Source organism: Bacillus sp. AFS098217 (assembly GCF_002551815.1).
In the GTDB taxonomy this organism is placed as follows: Bacteria; Bacillota; Bacilli; order Bacillales; family Bacillaceae_G; genus Bacillus_A.
This window is the reverse complement of record NZ_NVPR01000025.1, coordinates 1-17101: the sequence shown is the minus strand read 5'-3', so window position 1 is coordinate 17101 and position 17101 is coordinate 1. Positions and strand designations below refer to the sequence as shown.

The 17101-nt window shown below is 33.9% G+C and carries 16 protein-coding genes, 1 pseudogene and 1 riboswitch; of the genes and pseudogenes, 9 read left to right on the top strand and 8 right to left on the bottom strand.

The window, feature by feature from the left end; genetic code table 11:
* Together COO03_RS06600 and COO03_RS26920 are read left to right on the top strand one after the other, a co-directional pair.
* Positions 1-546, top strand: a 546-nt coding sequence (locus tag COO03_RS06600; protein WP_141539384.1) for a transposase, incomplete at its 5' end; no start/stop codon positions are given.
* Positions 547-602: 56 nt separating this feature from the next.
* On the top strand, positions 603-761 hold the full coding sequence (locus tag COO03_RS26920; protein WP_154724648.1) for a hypothetical protein: 159 nt from the start codon (positions 603-605) through the stop codon (positions 759-761).
* 216 nt (positions 762-977) lie between these two features.
* Here the strand turns inward: COO03_RS26920 and COO03_RS06595 are convergent, their stop codons facing one another.
* Positions 978-1430 (bottom strand): AraC family transcriptional regulator, encoded by a 453-nt coding sequence (locus tag COO03_RS06595; RefSeq protein WP_097896152.1) that lies wholly within the window; start codon positions 1428-1430, stop codon positions 978-980.
* A 345-nt stretch (positions 1431-1775) separates the two neighbouring features.
* A riboswitch (cyclic di-GMP riboswitch) is annotated at positions 1776-1865 on the top strand.
* A gap of 123 nt (positions 1866-1988) precedes the next feature.
* Here COO03_RS06595 and COO03_RS06590 point away from each other — a divergent pair.
* Positions 1989-4367 carry a discoidin domain-containing protein gene (locus COO03_RS06590; RefSeq protein WP_097896151.1) on the top strand — a complete coding sequence of 793 codons (2379 nt, stop codon included), beginning with the start codon at positions 1989-1991 and terminating at the stop codon, positions 4365-4367.
* Between the two features lie 477 nt (positions 4368-4844).
* Here the strand turns inward: COO03_RS06590 and COO03_RS26910 are convergent.
* Positions 4845-4982 (bottom strand): annotated as a pseudogene (locus tag COO03_RS26910) (GNAT family N-acetyltransferase); the annotation flags it as partial.
* Positions 4983-5104: 122 nt separating this feature from the next.
* Positions 5105-6313, bottom strand: coding sequence for an MFS transporter (locus COO03_RS06580; protein WP_097896149.1), 1209 nt, complete (start codon positions 6311-6313; stop codon positions 5105-5107).
* A 176-nt stretch (positions 6314-6489) separates the two neighbouring features.
* Here COO03_RS06580 and pdxR point away from each other — a divergent pair, with 176 nt between their 5' ends.
* The 6 genes from pdxR (at position 6490) to COO03_RS06550 (ending at position 11794) form a co-directional block, all read left to right on the top strand.
* Complete coding sequence (gene pdxR, locus COO03_RS06575; protein WP_176524398.1) at positions 6490-7881, top strand: MocR-like pyridoxine biosynthesis transcription factor PdxR; 1392 nt, start codon at positions 6490-6492, stop codon at positions 7879-7881.
* A gap of 381 nt (positions 7882-8262) precedes the next feature.
* Positions 8263-8580 (top strand): DUF4870 domain-containing protein, encoded by a 318-nt coding sequence (locus tag COO03_RS06570; protein ID WP_097896144.1) that lies wholly within the window; start codon positions 8263-8265, stop codon positions 8578-8580.
* 609 nt (positions 8581-9189) lie between these two features.
* A complete protein-coding gene (locus tag COO03_RS06565) occupies positions 9190-9465 on the top strand; it encodes a hypothetical protein (RefSeq protein WP_097896142.1) in 276 nt (91 codons plus the stop codon).
* Positions 9466-9793: 328 nt separating this feature from the next.
* Positions 9794-10657 carry a helix-turn-helix domain-containing protein gene (locus tag COO03_RS06560; protein ID WP_097896139.1) on the top strand — a complete coding sequence of 288 codons (864 nt, stop codon included), beginning with the start codon at positions 9794-9796 and terminating at the stop codon, positions 10655-10657.
* 52 nt (positions 10658-10709) lie between these two features.
* Positions 10710-11090: a VOC family protein gene (locus COO03_RS06555; protein ID WP_097896138.1), complete on the top strand. Its 381-nt coding sequence runs from the start codon at positions 10710-10712 to the stop codon at positions 11088-11090.
* Positions 11091-11107: 17 nt separating this feature from the next.
* The gene (locus tag COO03_RS06550; protein ID WP_097896136.1) at positions 11108-11794 is read left to right on the top strand and encodes an MBL fold metallo-hydrolase; all 687 of its coding nucleotides are present in this window, start codon (positions 11108-11110) and stop codon (positions 11792-11794) included.
* A 242-nt stretch (positions 11795-12036) separates the two neighbouring features.
* Here COO03_RS06550 and COO03_RS06545 read toward each other — a convergent pair whose 3' ends face one another.
* The 5 genes from COO03_RS06545 to COO03_RS06525 all read right to left on the bottom strand — a co-directional run bounded on the left by COO03_RS06545 (position 12037) and on the right by COO03_RS06525 (position 16856).
* Positions 12037-12549 carry a cysteine hydrolase family protein gene (locus tag COO03_RS06545; protein WP_097896134.1) on the bottom strand — a complete coding sequence of 171 codons (513 nt, stop codon included), beginning with the start codon at positions 12547-12549 and terminating at the stop codon, positions 12037-12039.
* A gap of 181 nt (positions 12550-12730) precedes the next feature.
* Positions 12731-13384 (bottom strand): response regulator, encoded by a 654-nt coding sequence (locus COO03_RS06540; RefSeq protein WP_097896132.1) that lies wholly within the window; start codon positions 13382-13384, stop codon positions 12731-12733.
* Entirely contained in the window at positions 13353-14816 is a 1464-nt protein-coding gene (locus COO03_RS06535; RefSeq protein WP_097896130.1) for a sensor histidine kinase, read from the bottom strand. Before COO03_RS06535 ends, COO03_RS06540 begins: the two co-directional genes overlap by 32 nt.
* Positions 14813-15259: a PhnD/SsuA/transferrin family substrate-binding protein gene (locus tag COO03_RS06530; RefSeq protein ID WP_230322570.1), complete on the bottom strand. Its 447-nt coding sequence runs from the start codon at positions 15257-15259 to the stop codon at positions 14813-14815. The genes COO03_RS06535 and COO03_RS06530 overlap by 4 nt, the downstream gene beginning before the upstream one ends.
* Positions 15260-15419: 160 nt before the next feature.
* Entirely contained in the window at positions 15420-16856 is a 1437-nt protein-coding gene (locus COO03_RS06525) for an IS4 family transposase (RefSeq protein WP_097896128.1), read from the bottom strand.
* Between the last annotated feature and the right edge of the window lie 245 nt (positions 16857-17101).

Here is a 17101-nt window from a genome sequence, read left to right as displayed (position 1 = left end):
CGTGATTTAACTCGTCGTCGAAAAAAAGTGATTGGTGATATGACAGCGGAAAAAAACAGAATCCAAAAAACATTAGAGTGTTCCAATATTAAACTAGGTTCTGTTATTTCTGATGTATTTGGTGTATCTGGACGAAAGTTATTAACTCGACTTGTCGAACAAGGCTATGTGAATTCACAGGATGTAGAAGAAACAATACACAAAAAGATGATGCCAAAAGCACAGGATATTTCAGATTCACTATTTGGTACATTAAATGCACATCAAATTTTTTTAATTCGCCATTCTTGGAATCACATACTATTTCTTGAACAGGCCATTGAACAATTAGAAGCACGAATAGATGAACTCTTACTTCCATATCAGGAACAAGTAGAACTCTTACTAACAATACCAGGTGTGAAAAAAAATACTGTCGCAAACATCATCGCAGAGATTGGTATCGAAATGAGCCAATTCCCTTCGGCGCAACATCTATCCTCTTGGGCAGGTGTATCACCAGGCAATCATGAAAGTGCCGGTAAAAAAAAAGCACCCGGACTATAAAAGGAAATCCGCACATCAAAACAACACTTTGTGAAGTAGCGTGGTCTATTTCACGTATGCGGAAAACATGGTTATCAGGGAAATTTTGGTCATTAGCTGCACGAAGAGGAAAGAGAAAAGCAATCATCGCCATTGCGCATAAAGTAATTAAGGTAATATACCATATATTGAAACAACAAATGGCATTTATTGAATACTCAAAATTACTAGCATAGACCAGTTTCCAATTTCATATACACAAACTACTGAAAAAATATCTAAAGAACAGTAGTCTTCTTTCTTATTGTCTTTTTGCGTGTTTCACACGCAAAAAGGAGATCTTAGTTTCTTTTTCAAAATCTAAATAGTACATAAACCCATTTTATTTTCACAGAAAAGAAAGGGTTTATGTTGGTTCTTCAATTTGTATTTATATATAATGGTTTCTTCTTTTATAACACTTTTACAGGTACACATATTTCACAATAATGGTTGTTAATCATCTCACTCGTGTATCTTTCTAAAATCGGTTTGTTGTCAATTTGATATCCACTGTTGTGTAAAGCTGGAAAAATTTCAGCCCATGCTTTTTGAGTAGCTTCCGCTGTATGTTTGACTTTGAAAATAACATACTTTCCACCAGAAAGTTCACCTTCGCAAATTGAATCATCAATTTGATAATCTTCTGAAATCACAATACAAGCATCATATCTACAGTTTTCAGGAAGTGTTGTTTTAGGGTTATCTTGCGGAATTCCAAGTATTATTGCCGATTTAATAAGATCTTTCTCCTCAGCCCATTTCTTTAACTTTTCCATTGCTTGCATGTTAGCGGGACCATATGGACCAACTTGTCGTACATAGGCAACACGGTATTGTGGAAGGGTTTCGACTTTCATATTCATAGTTTCTCTTTCCTTTCTCCATTCATATTTGCTACATATCAAATGCTATTATGATTTAAAAATATAATCAAATATATTTTTAAAATTGTTAATTTTCTTATTTAAGGAGTCCCGTCGCATCGCCATCAACTTAAGAATTCAGAATTACCCCAAAACGAAAAAAATGAGCTTAATTCACATGGACACCTATGAAAGGATGAAATTTTCGTTTTGGGGCACTTCAAAATGGTAGCTTGATTGGCATGCGTGTCGGGCCTTAATTAAATTTTTAAAAAAATAGTTACATTAATTACAAAAGTCTATAAATATAATTGGACTTTTGGTATATTCAAACTGAAAGATGCATCTTGGTAAAGGTGAAATTAGTGAAAGCTAATGACACAAAGCTATAGGGACTAAGGTGTATTTCACTCACTATGTCAGCCAGTTGTCGAAAAATGCCAAAAGAATTCCGAATCTTACAAATTTTAGGGTCATTTCAGGTACTGGAATTATTTTACATGAAAGGGGGTAGACACAAAGGTAATCGTTTAAAAACAAAAAATAGGGGGGCTTATTTTGAAAAGAACTTTATCTTTAGTATTAACTATGTCACTTATTTCAGGGAGCTTTGTTACGATTCCTTATACGAAAGTTTCAGCTGAAACGGTGTCGTTGACTCAAAAAACATTGAAACAAAAGACAGATCAGGCAATTGCAAATGGTAATTTTGAAGATCATTTGAGTTATCTTACAACATATTTAAATGAAAAGGTTGGGGAACCCACTGAAGCGAATTTGAAAAGTAAGCTTACAGACCCAGTATTTGCAGCAGCTTTGGCTCAGTGGCAATTCATATCACAAACAGGTGCTGCAGCAATGGATACATTCGCTAAAAAAGATGCTGCCCATCAAAACTTTCTTAACTGGGTTATGAAAAATACAGGGGTAATGAATACGTTTCTTGAAGGTGGCAGTCCAACTGGAAAGAATCCAGTAAATGCACTTGAGATATGGAATACAATCTGGAATACGGATGCAGATTCTCATGAAGGATTGTATTTAAAATTAGCGATAGCTACATCGTTAGCTCATGCTGAACCTATAAAATATTGGACAAATAATAAACCTATTGATCCATTAACGAGGTACCAATATTATAAAACAGCAGATCAAAATAATGAGTTATTTCCTGTCTTTAGAACATATGATGTTTGGCATTTAAGATCCGTAGTGAATACTTGGGCACCAGAAGAAGATTTAACTTGGGCAAGAAACATGATTAATACGGAACATCCAGAACTTAAAAGTCAAGATAAGATCGGAACAAGTGCATATTTGATTCAGTATGTATCAAATAACAAAGATGGAGTTAGCATTCAAGCTGGGAATGATGCATTCTACGGTGTAGGTTGGAATCTTTCTTCCATTTACAGATTTGGCGGGGTATGCGGTAATATTTCGAAGTTTGGTGTGCAAGTAAGTCAAGCCTTTGGTGTGGCCGCTATGCCTGTTACACAACCTGGGCATTGTGCACTCATATGGAATGACAAACCATCTTCTTGGAATTTAGGAAATGATATATCGGGATGGGGTGAATCGGGCCGTCATGATGTAACTGTTATTCCTTGGTCAGATAATAGCTTGGGAAATCAAGTACCTTACATCTTACTATTTGAAGATGCTGAACGTACCCCAGTAAAACTAGATAAATCAGAGCGATTACGCTGGTTAGCGAAAGCGATGAATTCAATGGATAAGAAAATTGCAATTTATAAAGTAGCTACTAATCTTTTACCAACCAATGTTTTAGTATGGAAAGATTACGTTTCTCTTATGTTACAAAATCCAAATGTAACAGATGCTGAGTGGCAAGAATTAAACAGCAGTATCATTTCTTCTTTTGCTAATGAGCCAAGACCGATGATGGATCTTCTTACTCAAATTAGAAGCCATGTTCTGAACACAGATGATAGAGCAAAACTTCAACAGTATACGTTAAATATATTAAATGTATTTAACGTAATAACGGATGTAAATCAAAAGCAAGTAGCTAATAAAATTAAAGATCAAATGCCAAGTTTAAGACTAGGCCTTGCTACTTTTAGTTTTGATGGAGCAAATGCAGGAAAACTAATGGGAATTAAACCCGATACGGAATACAGTATTGATGGAGGAAAAACGTATAAAGCTGCTACAAGCAATGATATGCTTCTGAGCAATGAAGAGATCTCAGCAATCAATTCAACGAATGGTATTTTAACAAGAGTGATTGGAACTGAGCAGCCTTTATTAATTCCAATTGGAAAAGCTGGTAAAGTTAATGTTTCTTCAAATGATGAGGAGAACTTAGTTTTTGGTCTAGACGGTACGATGGAATTCAGTATAGACCAAGGTTCACATTGGACAAAATATAATCCAGTTGCTCCTAATTTACCGGATTTAACAGGAAATGTTACATTAACAGTTAGAAAATTTGCTGTTGGTTCAAATCCAGCAAGTGATGCTGTTAACTTAAAGTTTACTGATGCTGCTGCAATAGGATTAATACCGCACAAAAACTTATCAGTTGCAGGTGTCTCAAGCCAGGAAGTTTCGGCTAATAATGGTGCTGCAAATGCAATCGATGGAAACGGTGCAACAATGTGGCATACGTTATGGAATGGCAGTGATAAGGCTCCATACATTACCATAAAGCTTAATGAAGTTACTAGCATATCACAATTAACTTATGTTCCAAGACAAGACAGTAACTCTAATGGTAACATAACTAGTTATAATATATACACAAGTCTAGATGGAGTTAACTTTACAAAGGTGGCTACTGGAACGTGGTCAGATGATAAACTTACAAAGAATGCAAGTTTCAGTAAAGTAGATGCTCAGTATGTAAAGCTTGAAGTGGTATCAGGACACAGTGGATTTGCTTCAGCCTCAGAAATAAAATTATATAATTAGTAGTTGGAAGATGAATGGGATTGTAGCAAAAGTATTTTATACTTTCGCTACGGTCTCTTTTTTGTTCTGGTGCAAAAGCTAGAGGATTTATGCAATGAATCTTCGAAACTTGGAAATACTGATACTACTACTGGGGTAGCACCATATGCCCATCAACTTAAGAAAACAAGTTACCCCCAAAACGATAAAAATAAACTTCGATGCTATAAAAACAAAGATTTCTTTCCTGTCTAATATTAGGCATAGTATTTTATCCTACGGAATCTAAAGCATCCTGTGACATATATCGTTGTAACTCTTTAGAAAACAATTCTAGTTCATCAGAAATCGATAAGTTCATATTAAAAACGCCATCCTTTCCTATGATTCTACAGAAAGAATAGCGCTTTTTTTACTTTAGGTACATTTCAAAATCTTAGACATATAATAACTATCAACTAAATCCCCAGCAATAATGCAAGAATTTCTTTTTATTCCCTCAATCTCTAGTAAATCTGGCTGCTCTTCCTTTGTAATTGGCACATTATATTCCTTTTGCTGAATATGAACAATTAAATCCACCACTTCCGATTGATACTTACTTTCATATGGTGTAATAAAAATAGTATTATTCATCGAATCTCCTTCCAGTCTGAAGCTAATAAACTATACACGGCAATATCGTGAAAACGATCATATTCTTTATGCTGTTTCTTCTGCATAACAACAAACGCAACATATTCACGAATCATTGCGCCCTAAGAAATCTCTTTCTTTACCTTTTTCACAATAGAACGTGAAGATATTCTACTATGTAGTAAATAATAAACACCACTTCCGATTATTATAAGGAATGAACAATAAAAATATAATGATCCATAATCAATTTTAGTTGCGGCAATACCAAAGATAAATGATCCAATGTCGAACCCCAAATCATATATAGAAAGGAATGTAGCCGTAGCCAATGCCCTCTTTTTAGGAGGTGCTACTTGAATGGAAATGGTTTGAAAACTGGGAAACAGGGTTCCCCACCCCACGCCAATAAGGGCTGCTGATGCAAGAAATAACAATGACGTATTCGATACACTCAATAAGAATGTACCGACTGCAAAGCATAAAATAGCGGGATAAATTATAATATTTGCCCCAAATAAATCAAACCATTTTCCAGTAAAAGGTCGGGAAATTAAAAGGACCACTGCGTACACAACAAAGAAATAACCAGCAGCTTCCACTAAATTTTGTTCTTTAGCATATATGGATACAAAGGAAACAATTCCTGAATAAATCAATCCAAAGAAAGCTGAAACCAACGATACATGAATGGCAGAAGTTTCCAAATAATCTCCGATTTTCATACTTGTTTTTCGTTCAATTACCCATTCTGGCATAAAAGCTTTCTTAGGTAATTTAACAAATAATCCTGCAACGAGTGTAAAGAGAGCACATAATGCATTTATGATAAATATTACATTTGTCCCTGTTTGTTGCATAACGGTCAAACCCAAAAAGGGACCAATAGCCATAGCGAGATTTAGCGTTAGTCCATAGTACCCCATTCCTTCTCCTTTGCGGGATTCCGGGATGAGATCTGCCACAATTGCTCCAGTGGCCGTTGTGGCCATTCCAAAGCCAATTCCATGAAAAAAGCGAAGAATTAGTAAGCCAATCAGAGATTGTGGAATAAAATACAAAATTGAAGCTGCGAAAAGAACAATGAGGGAACTTATAAAAACGATATACTTTCCTGCCTTTTCGATCCATTTACCTGCAAATGGGCGTGTTAGGATGGATGCAACCAAAAAAACTGTAGTAATAAGTCCTGCTTCAGATTCGGCACCATGCAATTCTTGTAAAGCATATATCGGCAGTGTAACCAATAAATAAAAAAATGTTGTAAACACGAGAAAATTAGTAATGGCAATACTGATAAAATCCCTTGTCCATAATCGGGGTTTATCCAATATTTCCACCTCCCATATAATATTAAATTCTTCTCACCAGACAAACATTAAAACCCATGCCTGCGTTGTTTTAATGCTATTTTATTTGCGTACTCATACTTAATATTAAATTTCTTTGTCATTTACAAAAGGTACAGTTTATAATAAAAACAAATGACAGATGAGGTATTTCAATGATGAATGAACTAATATTTAATATCAATCGAGAGAGTAACATTCCTATGTACCAACAAGTTTATCAATACATACGTACTCAGATTTTATCTGGTAAATTAGAAAGGAATACAAAGTTGCCATCGATTAGACAACTTGCTCTCCAATTAGAGGTCAGCAGAAACACAACTCAGGTAGCCTATGAACAATTGCAATCGGAAGGATATATTCGAAGTGAGAACAAAAAGGGATTTTTTGTAGAGGCCACTATATCGGATGAGACGCTTAATTATGAACCCATTAGAGAACAGCATCACGAAAAAAATCAAACTGACATAAAAACTATTGACTTTAAGATTGGGACAGTGGATCAAGAGAACTTCCCTTTGAAAAAATGGAGAATGCTTACAAACAAAATCGTTAAAGACTCTAGCATGTTTTCATACGGAGAAAAACAAGGCGATATTAAATTAAGAAAGGTACTAGCAGATTACTTGTTTCAATCAAGAGGGGTTAATACTTCTGCTGACCAGATTATTATTGGCAGTAGCACACAACACTTGTTATTACTTTTGTCGCTGTTGCTAAAGCAAGACTATCATTATTTGGCAGTAGAAGACCCGGGATATAATGTGGCAAGGGAACTATTTGCTCTTCAGTCATTTATCATTGATCCGATCCCGGTAAAAGAACAAGGCATCCAAGTCGATTGCCTTTTAAAGTCGCCTTCTAGACTTTTATATGTCACTCCTACTCACCACTTTCCATATGGAGTAACTATCCCCGTCAATGAAAGATTAAAGTTAATTCAATGGGCAAAAAGGGTGGAAGGATATATTATTGAGGATGATTACGATAGTGAATTCCGATACATCCATCAACCTATACCGTCTCTTCAAAGTTTAGATTCTAATGATAGGGTGGTTTATTTAGGAACTTTTTCAAAAGCACTGCTACCTTCTATCCGTGTTAGTTATATGGTTTTGCCTAGGAGGCTAGTAAGTGAATATAAAAAGATACTCCCTTTGCTTGAGCAAACATCCTCATCTATTCATCAGAGAACACTGGCGACCTTTATGAATGAAGGATATTGGTACTCACACTTAAGGAAGATGAAAGCTTTGTATAAACGTAAAATGAATCTATTGAATAGGGAATTACTAAAACACTTTAAGAATTATGTTGAAATAAAAGGTGGTAGCTCCGGAATTTTTATTATTATTGAAGTTAAAACAAAAATGAGTGAAAAAATGCTAATTGAAAGGGCATATGAACACGGAATTGCAGTTTATCCTTGCTCAAAATATTTCTCGAAATATATACCACAATATCCACATATTCAACTTGGATTGGGTAATTTATGTGAAGAACAGATAATAAAAGGAGTATCTCAACTAGCAAAAGTTTGGTTGTAATCTTGATTTTTCCCCTAAAAAAGTTTTTTCGTTTTTCCTATTAGGAGTAGCACCACATGCCCATCAACTTAAGAAATTAATTGTTCCTCAAAAAGAAAAAATGAACTACATTCCCATGGACATTTATATGCCTATGAAAAAATGAAATTTTGGTTTTGGGGGCACTTCAAAATGTTAGCTTGATAGCGATGGGGTAGCACCACACATCCATCAACTTAAGAGTTGAAACAAACGGAACCTTCGTCCAGCCGGGATACGTTTGAAAATGTGCTATCTTACAAAACTGTCATGTTTATGTAAGGTTATTAGATAGTTTATATACTATTTCAATGTGATAATAAGGATATAAGAAATCATAATAATTTTTAAGAGGTGAAGCTCATGAAAGCAAATAATATCTTATCTTCTTTAAGTTACTTTAGTATCTTCTTTGCACCATTTCTATTACCAATCATTATTTACTTTGTAGCAGAAGAGGAAGTAAAATATCATGCGAAAAAAGCATTATGGACACATCTAATTCCTTTCGTAACACTCATCATTGGTCTTGCTATATCTGGGGCAGTTGGATTTAGTACGTTAGGTGAAAATGCACTTGGAATTGCAGTAATCGGAACGTTTGTTATTGCTTTTATCTTAAGTATTTACTATTTTATTTGGAATATAGTAAAAGGTATTAGGGTGTTAAAAGAAGTTTAATGTATAAAGACTAACCTTATAGTTCTAAGAGGCTGTCTCAAAAGGTCGTTTTTTAACGACTTTTCGGGACAGCCTCTTTAATCACTATTAATTATTTGTATATTGTACAAAACAAACAATAGAAAAAGGCGTATATATAAAAGTTTGCTCTCAGTCATGAGTGAATCAAATGCCAGCTGATAACTTAAATAAACACTTCACTGTTTAATGTAGAAACAGTGAAGTGTTTATTTTTATTACTTGAGAATTTTTAAAGCTGCAAAAAAGAGGCACTCCTGTTAAGTTAAATAGTTCAGATAACGTGGAGAAACCGTATAAATGGCAGGTTAAATCGGGTATAAAATCACAAAGGTTTTATACTCGATTTTTTTGTTGATATGTAAAGGTTTATCCTGTTTTCGATGTTGAATTAACAAGTGAAATTGCATACCAATTAATGAAATGACCACAACTATTGTCACTTCGTTATTTTGGTGGTCATTCGAGGTGTTAAAAAGGAAATGGAAGGATTAGGTAATTTATGTTAGGATATAATGAGAAGCAAAATTGTCTTCGTTCTGCTAAAAAGCAGGATAGTTTAAGAGGGATTGTTGATTTGAGGATGATAAATTGAAAAATAATAAATCAAATAGGGCATTAAGGGTTGGAACTAATATCATACTTATTTTATTAATCTTAGGTGCATTCCAAATGTTTTTTGATGAAAACTATACAAATGACCACTTTGGTTGGTTATTTTTGATGGCTTTTTGGATGGTTAGAAGTATTTATGGTTTTACCATAAGTTTAAAAGATGGGAATAAGAAGTTAGCATTAATTGATTTAGTTTTAGCAATTTTCGCTTTTTATGTTTTATTTTCTCAGAGTATTAAATATTTCTTTTGAAAATAATTAATTCACTAACGGGGCTTTAATTGAATAAGCCTCATACAAAAGTAAAGCTTAGAGTCACATAGGGACTTTGAGCTTTTTTGCGTATTATTTACTATGCAACTTAATATGTGAATTAATATGTTATTTAGCTCGTTATTTTAGATTTTCTCCACAATAATTGAACTACTTACTGTTAAGTTAAGACACCATGAACTGAATCTTATTCAGCAAACACGTTTGATTGTTGAATAAAAAGTAACAGGTTTTCATACTTAACTTCCATTATTATGTATAATTGAATTATCTGAAAGTTATTATTACATGCCTATGGAGATGGATTATGAATGATAGAGATTCTACCAATTTTGTTTTACATGCAAAAAGTAACCAGTTTTACTGGGAGGGAAACGGTCAATTATCGATTAAAACATTTTCTAACGGAAAAGCACATTACAAGACGAGTAAAGGTTTTTTTGCTGTCGAAGAAAGTAGGTATTTACTTCTTAATGAAGGACCTTATACCATTTCAATTGATGAAAATAAGGAAGTAGAATCTTTTTGTATCTTTTTTAAGGATGGATTTGCAGAGGAAATTTCACACTCATTAAGAGAACCAAACGATAAACTTCTTAGCGATCCTTTTAAGGATAAGAGTTGCATCGGATTCTTTGAAAAAACTTATGATACAAGTAAAACCTTGTTGTCTCAAATAACAAAATTTAAGGAGAACTTACCTATCCTTGAGAATGATCCAATTGGTTATGAAGAACAATTTCACAAGTTCATGCAAATTATACTAATGGAACATTTCAATACATGGAAAGAAGTTGAATCATTAAGTGCAATACGTAATTCTACACGTGAAGAATTGTATAGAAGGATTAGTATCGCCCATGATTATATAAGGTCTTATTATGATAAACCCATTAAATTGAATGAAATTGCCCAAATTGCTTGTTTGTCGCCAAACCATTTGTTACGAACGTACTCACAAATATATGGTAAAACACCTCATCAGCATATATCTGAGTTTAGAATTTTAAAAGCGAAGAAGCTTTTAGCACAACTAGATTTCAGTATGACTGATATAACATTTGAACTAGGATTACAAAATCCTGTATCTTTTAGCAAAATGTTCAAGCGGCATGTTGGGATGTCTCCTATTAAATTTCGAAAAAAGGTGATTTTGGATAAGAAGTACTAAGTGTAATTGTATATTCTTAGAATGAAATGATATTTGAAAGGGGAGATTTTCATTGGAAACTACTATGATTCAGAAGGTCGGGCAAATTGGGGTGCCAGTTAAAGATTTAAATAAAGCAATTAATTTTTATAAAGAAAAACTAGGGCTATCGCTTTTATTTCATACTGACAGCATGGCATTTTTTGAATGTAACGGATTGCGTCTATTTTTAAGCCTTGCAGAAAAAGAGGAATTTGCTCAATCTAGTTCAGTCATCTATTTTCAAGTTGAAAAAATGAAAGAGACTTATGAAGACCTATTAAGCAAGGGAATTGCTTTCATCGATGAACCACATATTGTAGCGAAAATGGGACAAACAGAAACATGGATGACATTCTTTAAAGACACAGAAGGGAATACCCATGCTTTAATGAGTGAAGTAAAGGCTCAATAAAAAATGGAGGAAGAAAGATGAAGATAATAGAACTGCCAATTGAATTTGAATTTAATGGACAAAAAAATTCCATTTATCCAAGCTTAATTGTATTGAATAATGAACTAACATTGGTCGATACAGGGTATATAAATTTTTTACCTTTAATTGAAAATGAAATTTTAAAAAATGGATATGAGATGAGGGATTTAAAGAATATAATTATGACTCACTATGATGACGATCATATAGGTTCTTTATATGATTTCAAAGAAAAGTATCCTTGGATTAACATTATAGCTAGTGAAATGGAATCAAAGTACATTAGTGGTGAAATGAAGTCAGAAAGATTGGTTCAAGCCGAAGAAATGCTGGAAAATATGCCAAATGAAGAAATCGAATTTGGTAAATGGTTTGTGCAACAATTAAAGAATTTGAAGCACGTTCCCATTGATGAAAAGGTGCATGATGGTGATATGATTTTAGGTAATAAATGTAGAGTAGTAGCAACACCAGGGCATACTTCAGGACATATTTCATTATATTTTCCAAGTTTAAAAAGTGTCATTACAGGTGATGCAGCTGTTAATGAGAACCATGAATTGGTCATTGCGAATCCGCACTTTTGTTTAGATGCTGAGAAAGCAGAGCAGTCTTTAGAAAAGATTACAAATCTGAAAGCTGAAACGTACTATTGTTATCATGGCGGGAAATTAACTTTATAATTGAGTAAACGTAAATGGTCGGCTCTCGAATGAAAGAATGTAGTGTAGTGCTTAAAGAAAAGAATGAACTATATAAATAGGGTGTTCGTTCATTGAATTTTTATTTTTAAGATTGTAAAAAAATGTATTTAAATAAACGGATGTTTTTCTTGAATAAGCAACAAAAGTTTATTCATTTCTCTAAGTCTATTAAAATGATAAAAACCCCTGCCTTTTGATTGAAATTAGGGGTTTTTGGTATTCTAAGATTCATCTTCTATCAATTTTAAAAATCGGTGGTTCCATATATTTTCATAAAAATCAATCGTCTCTTTTGCAGACATAAATGGATTATTCAAAGTAGAGGTTGCTTTCTGTACCATGAAGTTTTCGTATCCCAATCCATGAGCAAATTTAATCGTAGCATCCATACAGTATTCTGTTTGGGCGCCGCAAAATTCAATACGATGTACAGCTAATTGGTCTAAAAGATTTTTTAAGTTCGTTTTGTAAAAAGAATTTGCATGTATTTTTCTTACAAAAAAATCTTGTTCTTGAACATCTAGATTGGCATTAATAGCCCAAAGTTCTTCTCCAGGTACTAATTCTTCATCACAGTGTTGAACAAAAATGATTGGTTTATGTAATTCTCTATATAAGGCAATTCTATTATTTACTTTAGTGAGTAAATTTTGTAAATCAAATAAATGATCTTCGCTGTAACATACGCCATTTTGTAAATCGATAACGATTAAAACATCTGCACAAGTCTCCATTATTTTTACCCCTTTCATTTTTCAATATGTTAATAATTCTATCATTTATTATACATTCTTATATTGTAATAAATTACAGGGAAATACACAAAAATCAAAAAACGTATTCAGTATACTAGACAACATTAAAAGATGATATGAAAGCTCAATTCCATATCATCTTTTTAAATAACTATTTTAGTTATCCTGTTATATTTATTAAATTATACTTTATGGCATATTGAACAAGTTCACTTTTTTTAGAAAGATTAAGTTTGTTCAACATTCTCGTCTTATGAGTATCAACCGTTTTTATACTGATAGTTAATTTTTGAGCAATTTCAGACAGTGAAAAACCGTGAACAAGAAGTTGCAATACCTCTCGTTCACGTGGACTTAAAATTACATACGGATTTTGAGAATCTGTTTCGTTTTGCATTTTTTTTAGCATAGTTGAAATTTCCTTTGGGCGAAGGTATATATACCCATCCATAACAGAATCAATAGCATTATATAATTCCTCATCTACAGCTGCTTTAGGGACGTAACCTGAAGCCCCTGCGTTCATGATTAATGTTATATAGTCCTCATCTTCATGCATGGTAAGCACGATGACTTTCGCTTGTTCATAACGTGATTTAACCTCTGTTAGAACTTGAATTCCACCTACGCGTGGCAAAGATATATCTAATATCAAAATATCGGGCCTTAAATTGTCGTAAAGTCGGAGTGCTTCAAATCCATCAGAGGCTTCACCTACAATTTTTAAGGATGGCCTTTTTTGTAATAGTAGTTTTAAACCCGCTCTCATCAAAGCGTGGTCATCAACTAGCATTATGTTGATTGTCTTTTCCATCTTGACACCCTTCTCTCCGTTTTAATGGGATCGACACCATAACTTCAGTCCCACCGATATTGTGAGTTCTAATAAAAAATGAACCACCTAGTAATTCTGCTCTTTCCTTCATTCCATATATTCCGATTCGACTTTGCTGGCGAGCTTTTTCAAAATCGTTCTCATTTATACCTTGACCATTATCATGAATGTTCAACTCGATAGAATAATCCCTTATCTCCATGTTAATCACAATCTCAGTCGCTACTGTATGTTTCACTACATTGGTAAGGCTTTCTTGAACGATTCGGTAAAGTGCTACAGCAGTATGGCTATCTATGGCAGCAACGTCATCATCAGGAGCATGTAGAATTACCGTAAGAGAAAATTTTTCTTCAAACTTTCTTACGTATTTTCTTAATGCGGGAATTAAACCTATATCATCAAGGATAGGTGGCCTTAATTCTACCGCTAAATCTCTAATTTCTCGTAAAATACCGGCTGCAGTCTCTCGACTTACATTAAGTAGCTCCTGTTGCTCGGCATCTTTAGCTTCATTAGCCAAAATACGCATTGTAACCATTAGAAAAGTAAGGGCTTGGCTTGTTTCATCATGAAGTTCACGAGAAATTCTTTTTCTCTCCTCCTCATGAGCGGATAATAGTTTCAAAATCAACGTATCTCGAAGAGCATCCTTTTCTTGAAGTTCCATCAATAATTTTTCTACTGCAGTCCTAGAACTAATCAGATTGTCAGCCATTTCATTAAAAGCCCGTGCTAGTTTTCCAACTTCATCGTCACCTACTGCTTTAGCTCTTAAGGATAAATTACCAGCTGATATACCTGCGGCTGTATCAACTAAACTGTTAATTGGTCGAGTAATAATGCGAGTCACATAATAAGCTATACCTGCCGCTCCCATACAGACCAAAAATGTAGCAACAACCAATTCTATTATTTTAGTAAAAATATAGCTTTTCGCTTGTTTTTCTGCCATTCCAACTCTAACAAATCCCACATCTCCATCTTCAATTGGAACAAGTATGTCATGAATGTTTCCTTCATCTGAAGTTAGAATAGCGTAATTTTCAGTATTGATATCATTAGGCTTATGTGCGTTTAATATTCCTTTCGGTAGGTGTTTGGAGAATGTATTTCCGACAAGGACATTATTATTATTAATGACCAGTATATAACGCACATCTTTGTTAGCTTCCTGTGCCCGGGTAATGAGAAGATGAATCGAATAGTAATCGTCAGTCAAAATGTAATCCGAGGACAATGCCGCAATATTTTCGGCAATATTTACACCACGTTTTTTTAGGTCCTCTGTCATGATTTTTGTGAGTGATTCCCAAATGATACCTCCCAATACTAGAGCGAGAAAGAGTAGCGAAACGAATATAGCTCCAAATATCTTTTGGTTTATTTGTAATTTATTCATCCATTTCATAAGTGACCCTCATATAACTTTGGTTCAAATGGAACAAAACGATCAATAAACAGCCCCTGAAACGCTGGTTTTATTATTTCTTGTTCGTGCATAGAAATGAAACTTTCTTTGATAATTCGCTTCTCTTCATCAGGTAAATTACTGTTGATGACAACAGGACCGGTACCAATCGGTTCCGTTTTTGCAATAATTTTTAAATCCTTAATCAGTTCTGGATTTTTAAGTTTAGTACGCTCAAAGACTAAGCTATCAACAGCTGCAGCATCAACAACCCCATTTATCACAGCACTTAGGGAGCTTTCATGATTATATGTAAAAACATAACGATTAAAGAAATGCTCCGGTGTTTCACTTAATTCAGCTAATTTTTTTCGCACAAAAATATATCCAGAATAACTGCTTGGATCGCTAAAAGCAACATTTTTCCCCCTTAAATCCTGTATACTGGATAGTTCATTTTTGTGGTGTACGACACATGCCCATCAACTTAAGAACGAAAACAAAATGAACTTTCGTTCAAATAAACTAAAAAACTCTTAAAACACTTTTTTCCCTTAAAAATGAGCATGCCAAATAAACCTAGGTAGGTATTATTTTTAAAGATTATGCAGCTTTCTTTTGTTTTCTAAATCCACTATACTCATAGATAACACCCATAATATCAAAGACTGTCTTCTTCTCATATCGATGAGATTTCCGCCCGTTTTTCTGTAGTAGGTGGAATAGGCGGATTAGAATCTTTGTTACTTCTTGGGTGTTTTTCTGTATAGCTTGATACAGAAGATATAAATAATCTTGGATCATCCCTATTGCCTTATATTCGCTTAATTCTCTTTTCTTCTTTTGTAAAAGAAGTTGACGCATTTTAAACATAGTAGAGGAGCACAGGAAAATAGCGATTAGCTTTCCATATAGTTGGCACTCTAATCGTTCTTGTTTTACATTACGATAATGATCTATTTTGAAGAGTGATTTCCACGTTTTAAAGACAATCTCTATTTGCCAACGCAAAGTATATAACTCATGTACCTGTTCCATCGGAACCCATTCCCAAGGTGTATTTGTGACGTACACGTTTAATCCCGCTACAACTTTACTTTTCTCTGAGTACGTTCTATTTTTGGATTTTTCTTTTTCCGCGATCTTCGCTCGTCGTTTTTGAAGTTGTTTTTCTGTTAATCGATTAAAAATAACACGCGCAAACAGTTGTTGTTTATCACCAATATAGGCATGTTTTAATTCAAATGTTTCTCCGGGCTGTAGTTGGTTTAGAAGCTGTTTCACATCGATTTGTATGTATTCCGATTGTTTCTTAATAGCACCATTTTTAAAGTATTCTGGATCTGGATTTTTCACATATACATTCGTATTTAATTTTAAACGAGAAATATAGTATGTACCTCGTTGATCCATTTGATCTAAGTCTTCCAATGAAAAATAACCCAAATCTCGAATACATAAATCTCCTGGTCGTAAGGTATCTAAGCACTCCGTACCAAATGTTTTGTCATTATTTTTCCCTGGTCCAACTTGAAAGTTAAGAAATTCCCCACTGTGCAGATCATATTCTAATTGAATTTTGATTCCGGCTGTTTGGGCACATCCTCCAGAGCCTGGATATGTATTCTCTAAAGCATTTGGCACTTGAAATATGGTGGCATCTAGGATACGGATTCGCCCAAAATAAGAGAAAAGATGGTTAGAAATTTGTGTTTGTTCACAGACTTTTTGTTGTAACAGTAAAGAAAAAATATGTTGTAAAAATAAAACTGCCTTTGTATTTAAGCGTTTATTTAAGTCCTCAGGGCTAAGTAAAGTGCCTGTCGCAGCATGAAGCCTACTACATAATCGGACTAAGGCATCACTTGCGACTCGTTGACTAACCCAGATACAAATGGTGGCTAAGTCTGAGCCAGAAAACTTACGTTTTCGCTTTACAAACCCAAGTTCTCTTGCAAGTTCTTCTAAAAATACAGGTGTAACATATCGTTGTAATTCTTCCGCAAATGGTTGTAGTTCATCTTGAATCGAGAGATTCATAAAAAATGTCATCCTTTCTAATCTAGCTTGTTTAGAAAGGATAACGTTTTTTTGTATTTAAAGGTATTAAAATCTCTTAAGTTGAGCGCCATGTAAGGTGACCCCTAATAGAGAGTTTTCACAATAAACTAATTCCTGAAGATAAAAGAACATCCGCCAAATTGGCGGATGTTCTTTTATTTCCCTCGATGTTTTGCTTTCCGTTTTTGAATTTTCAATTGTCTTTTTTGTTCTTTTAATTCTTC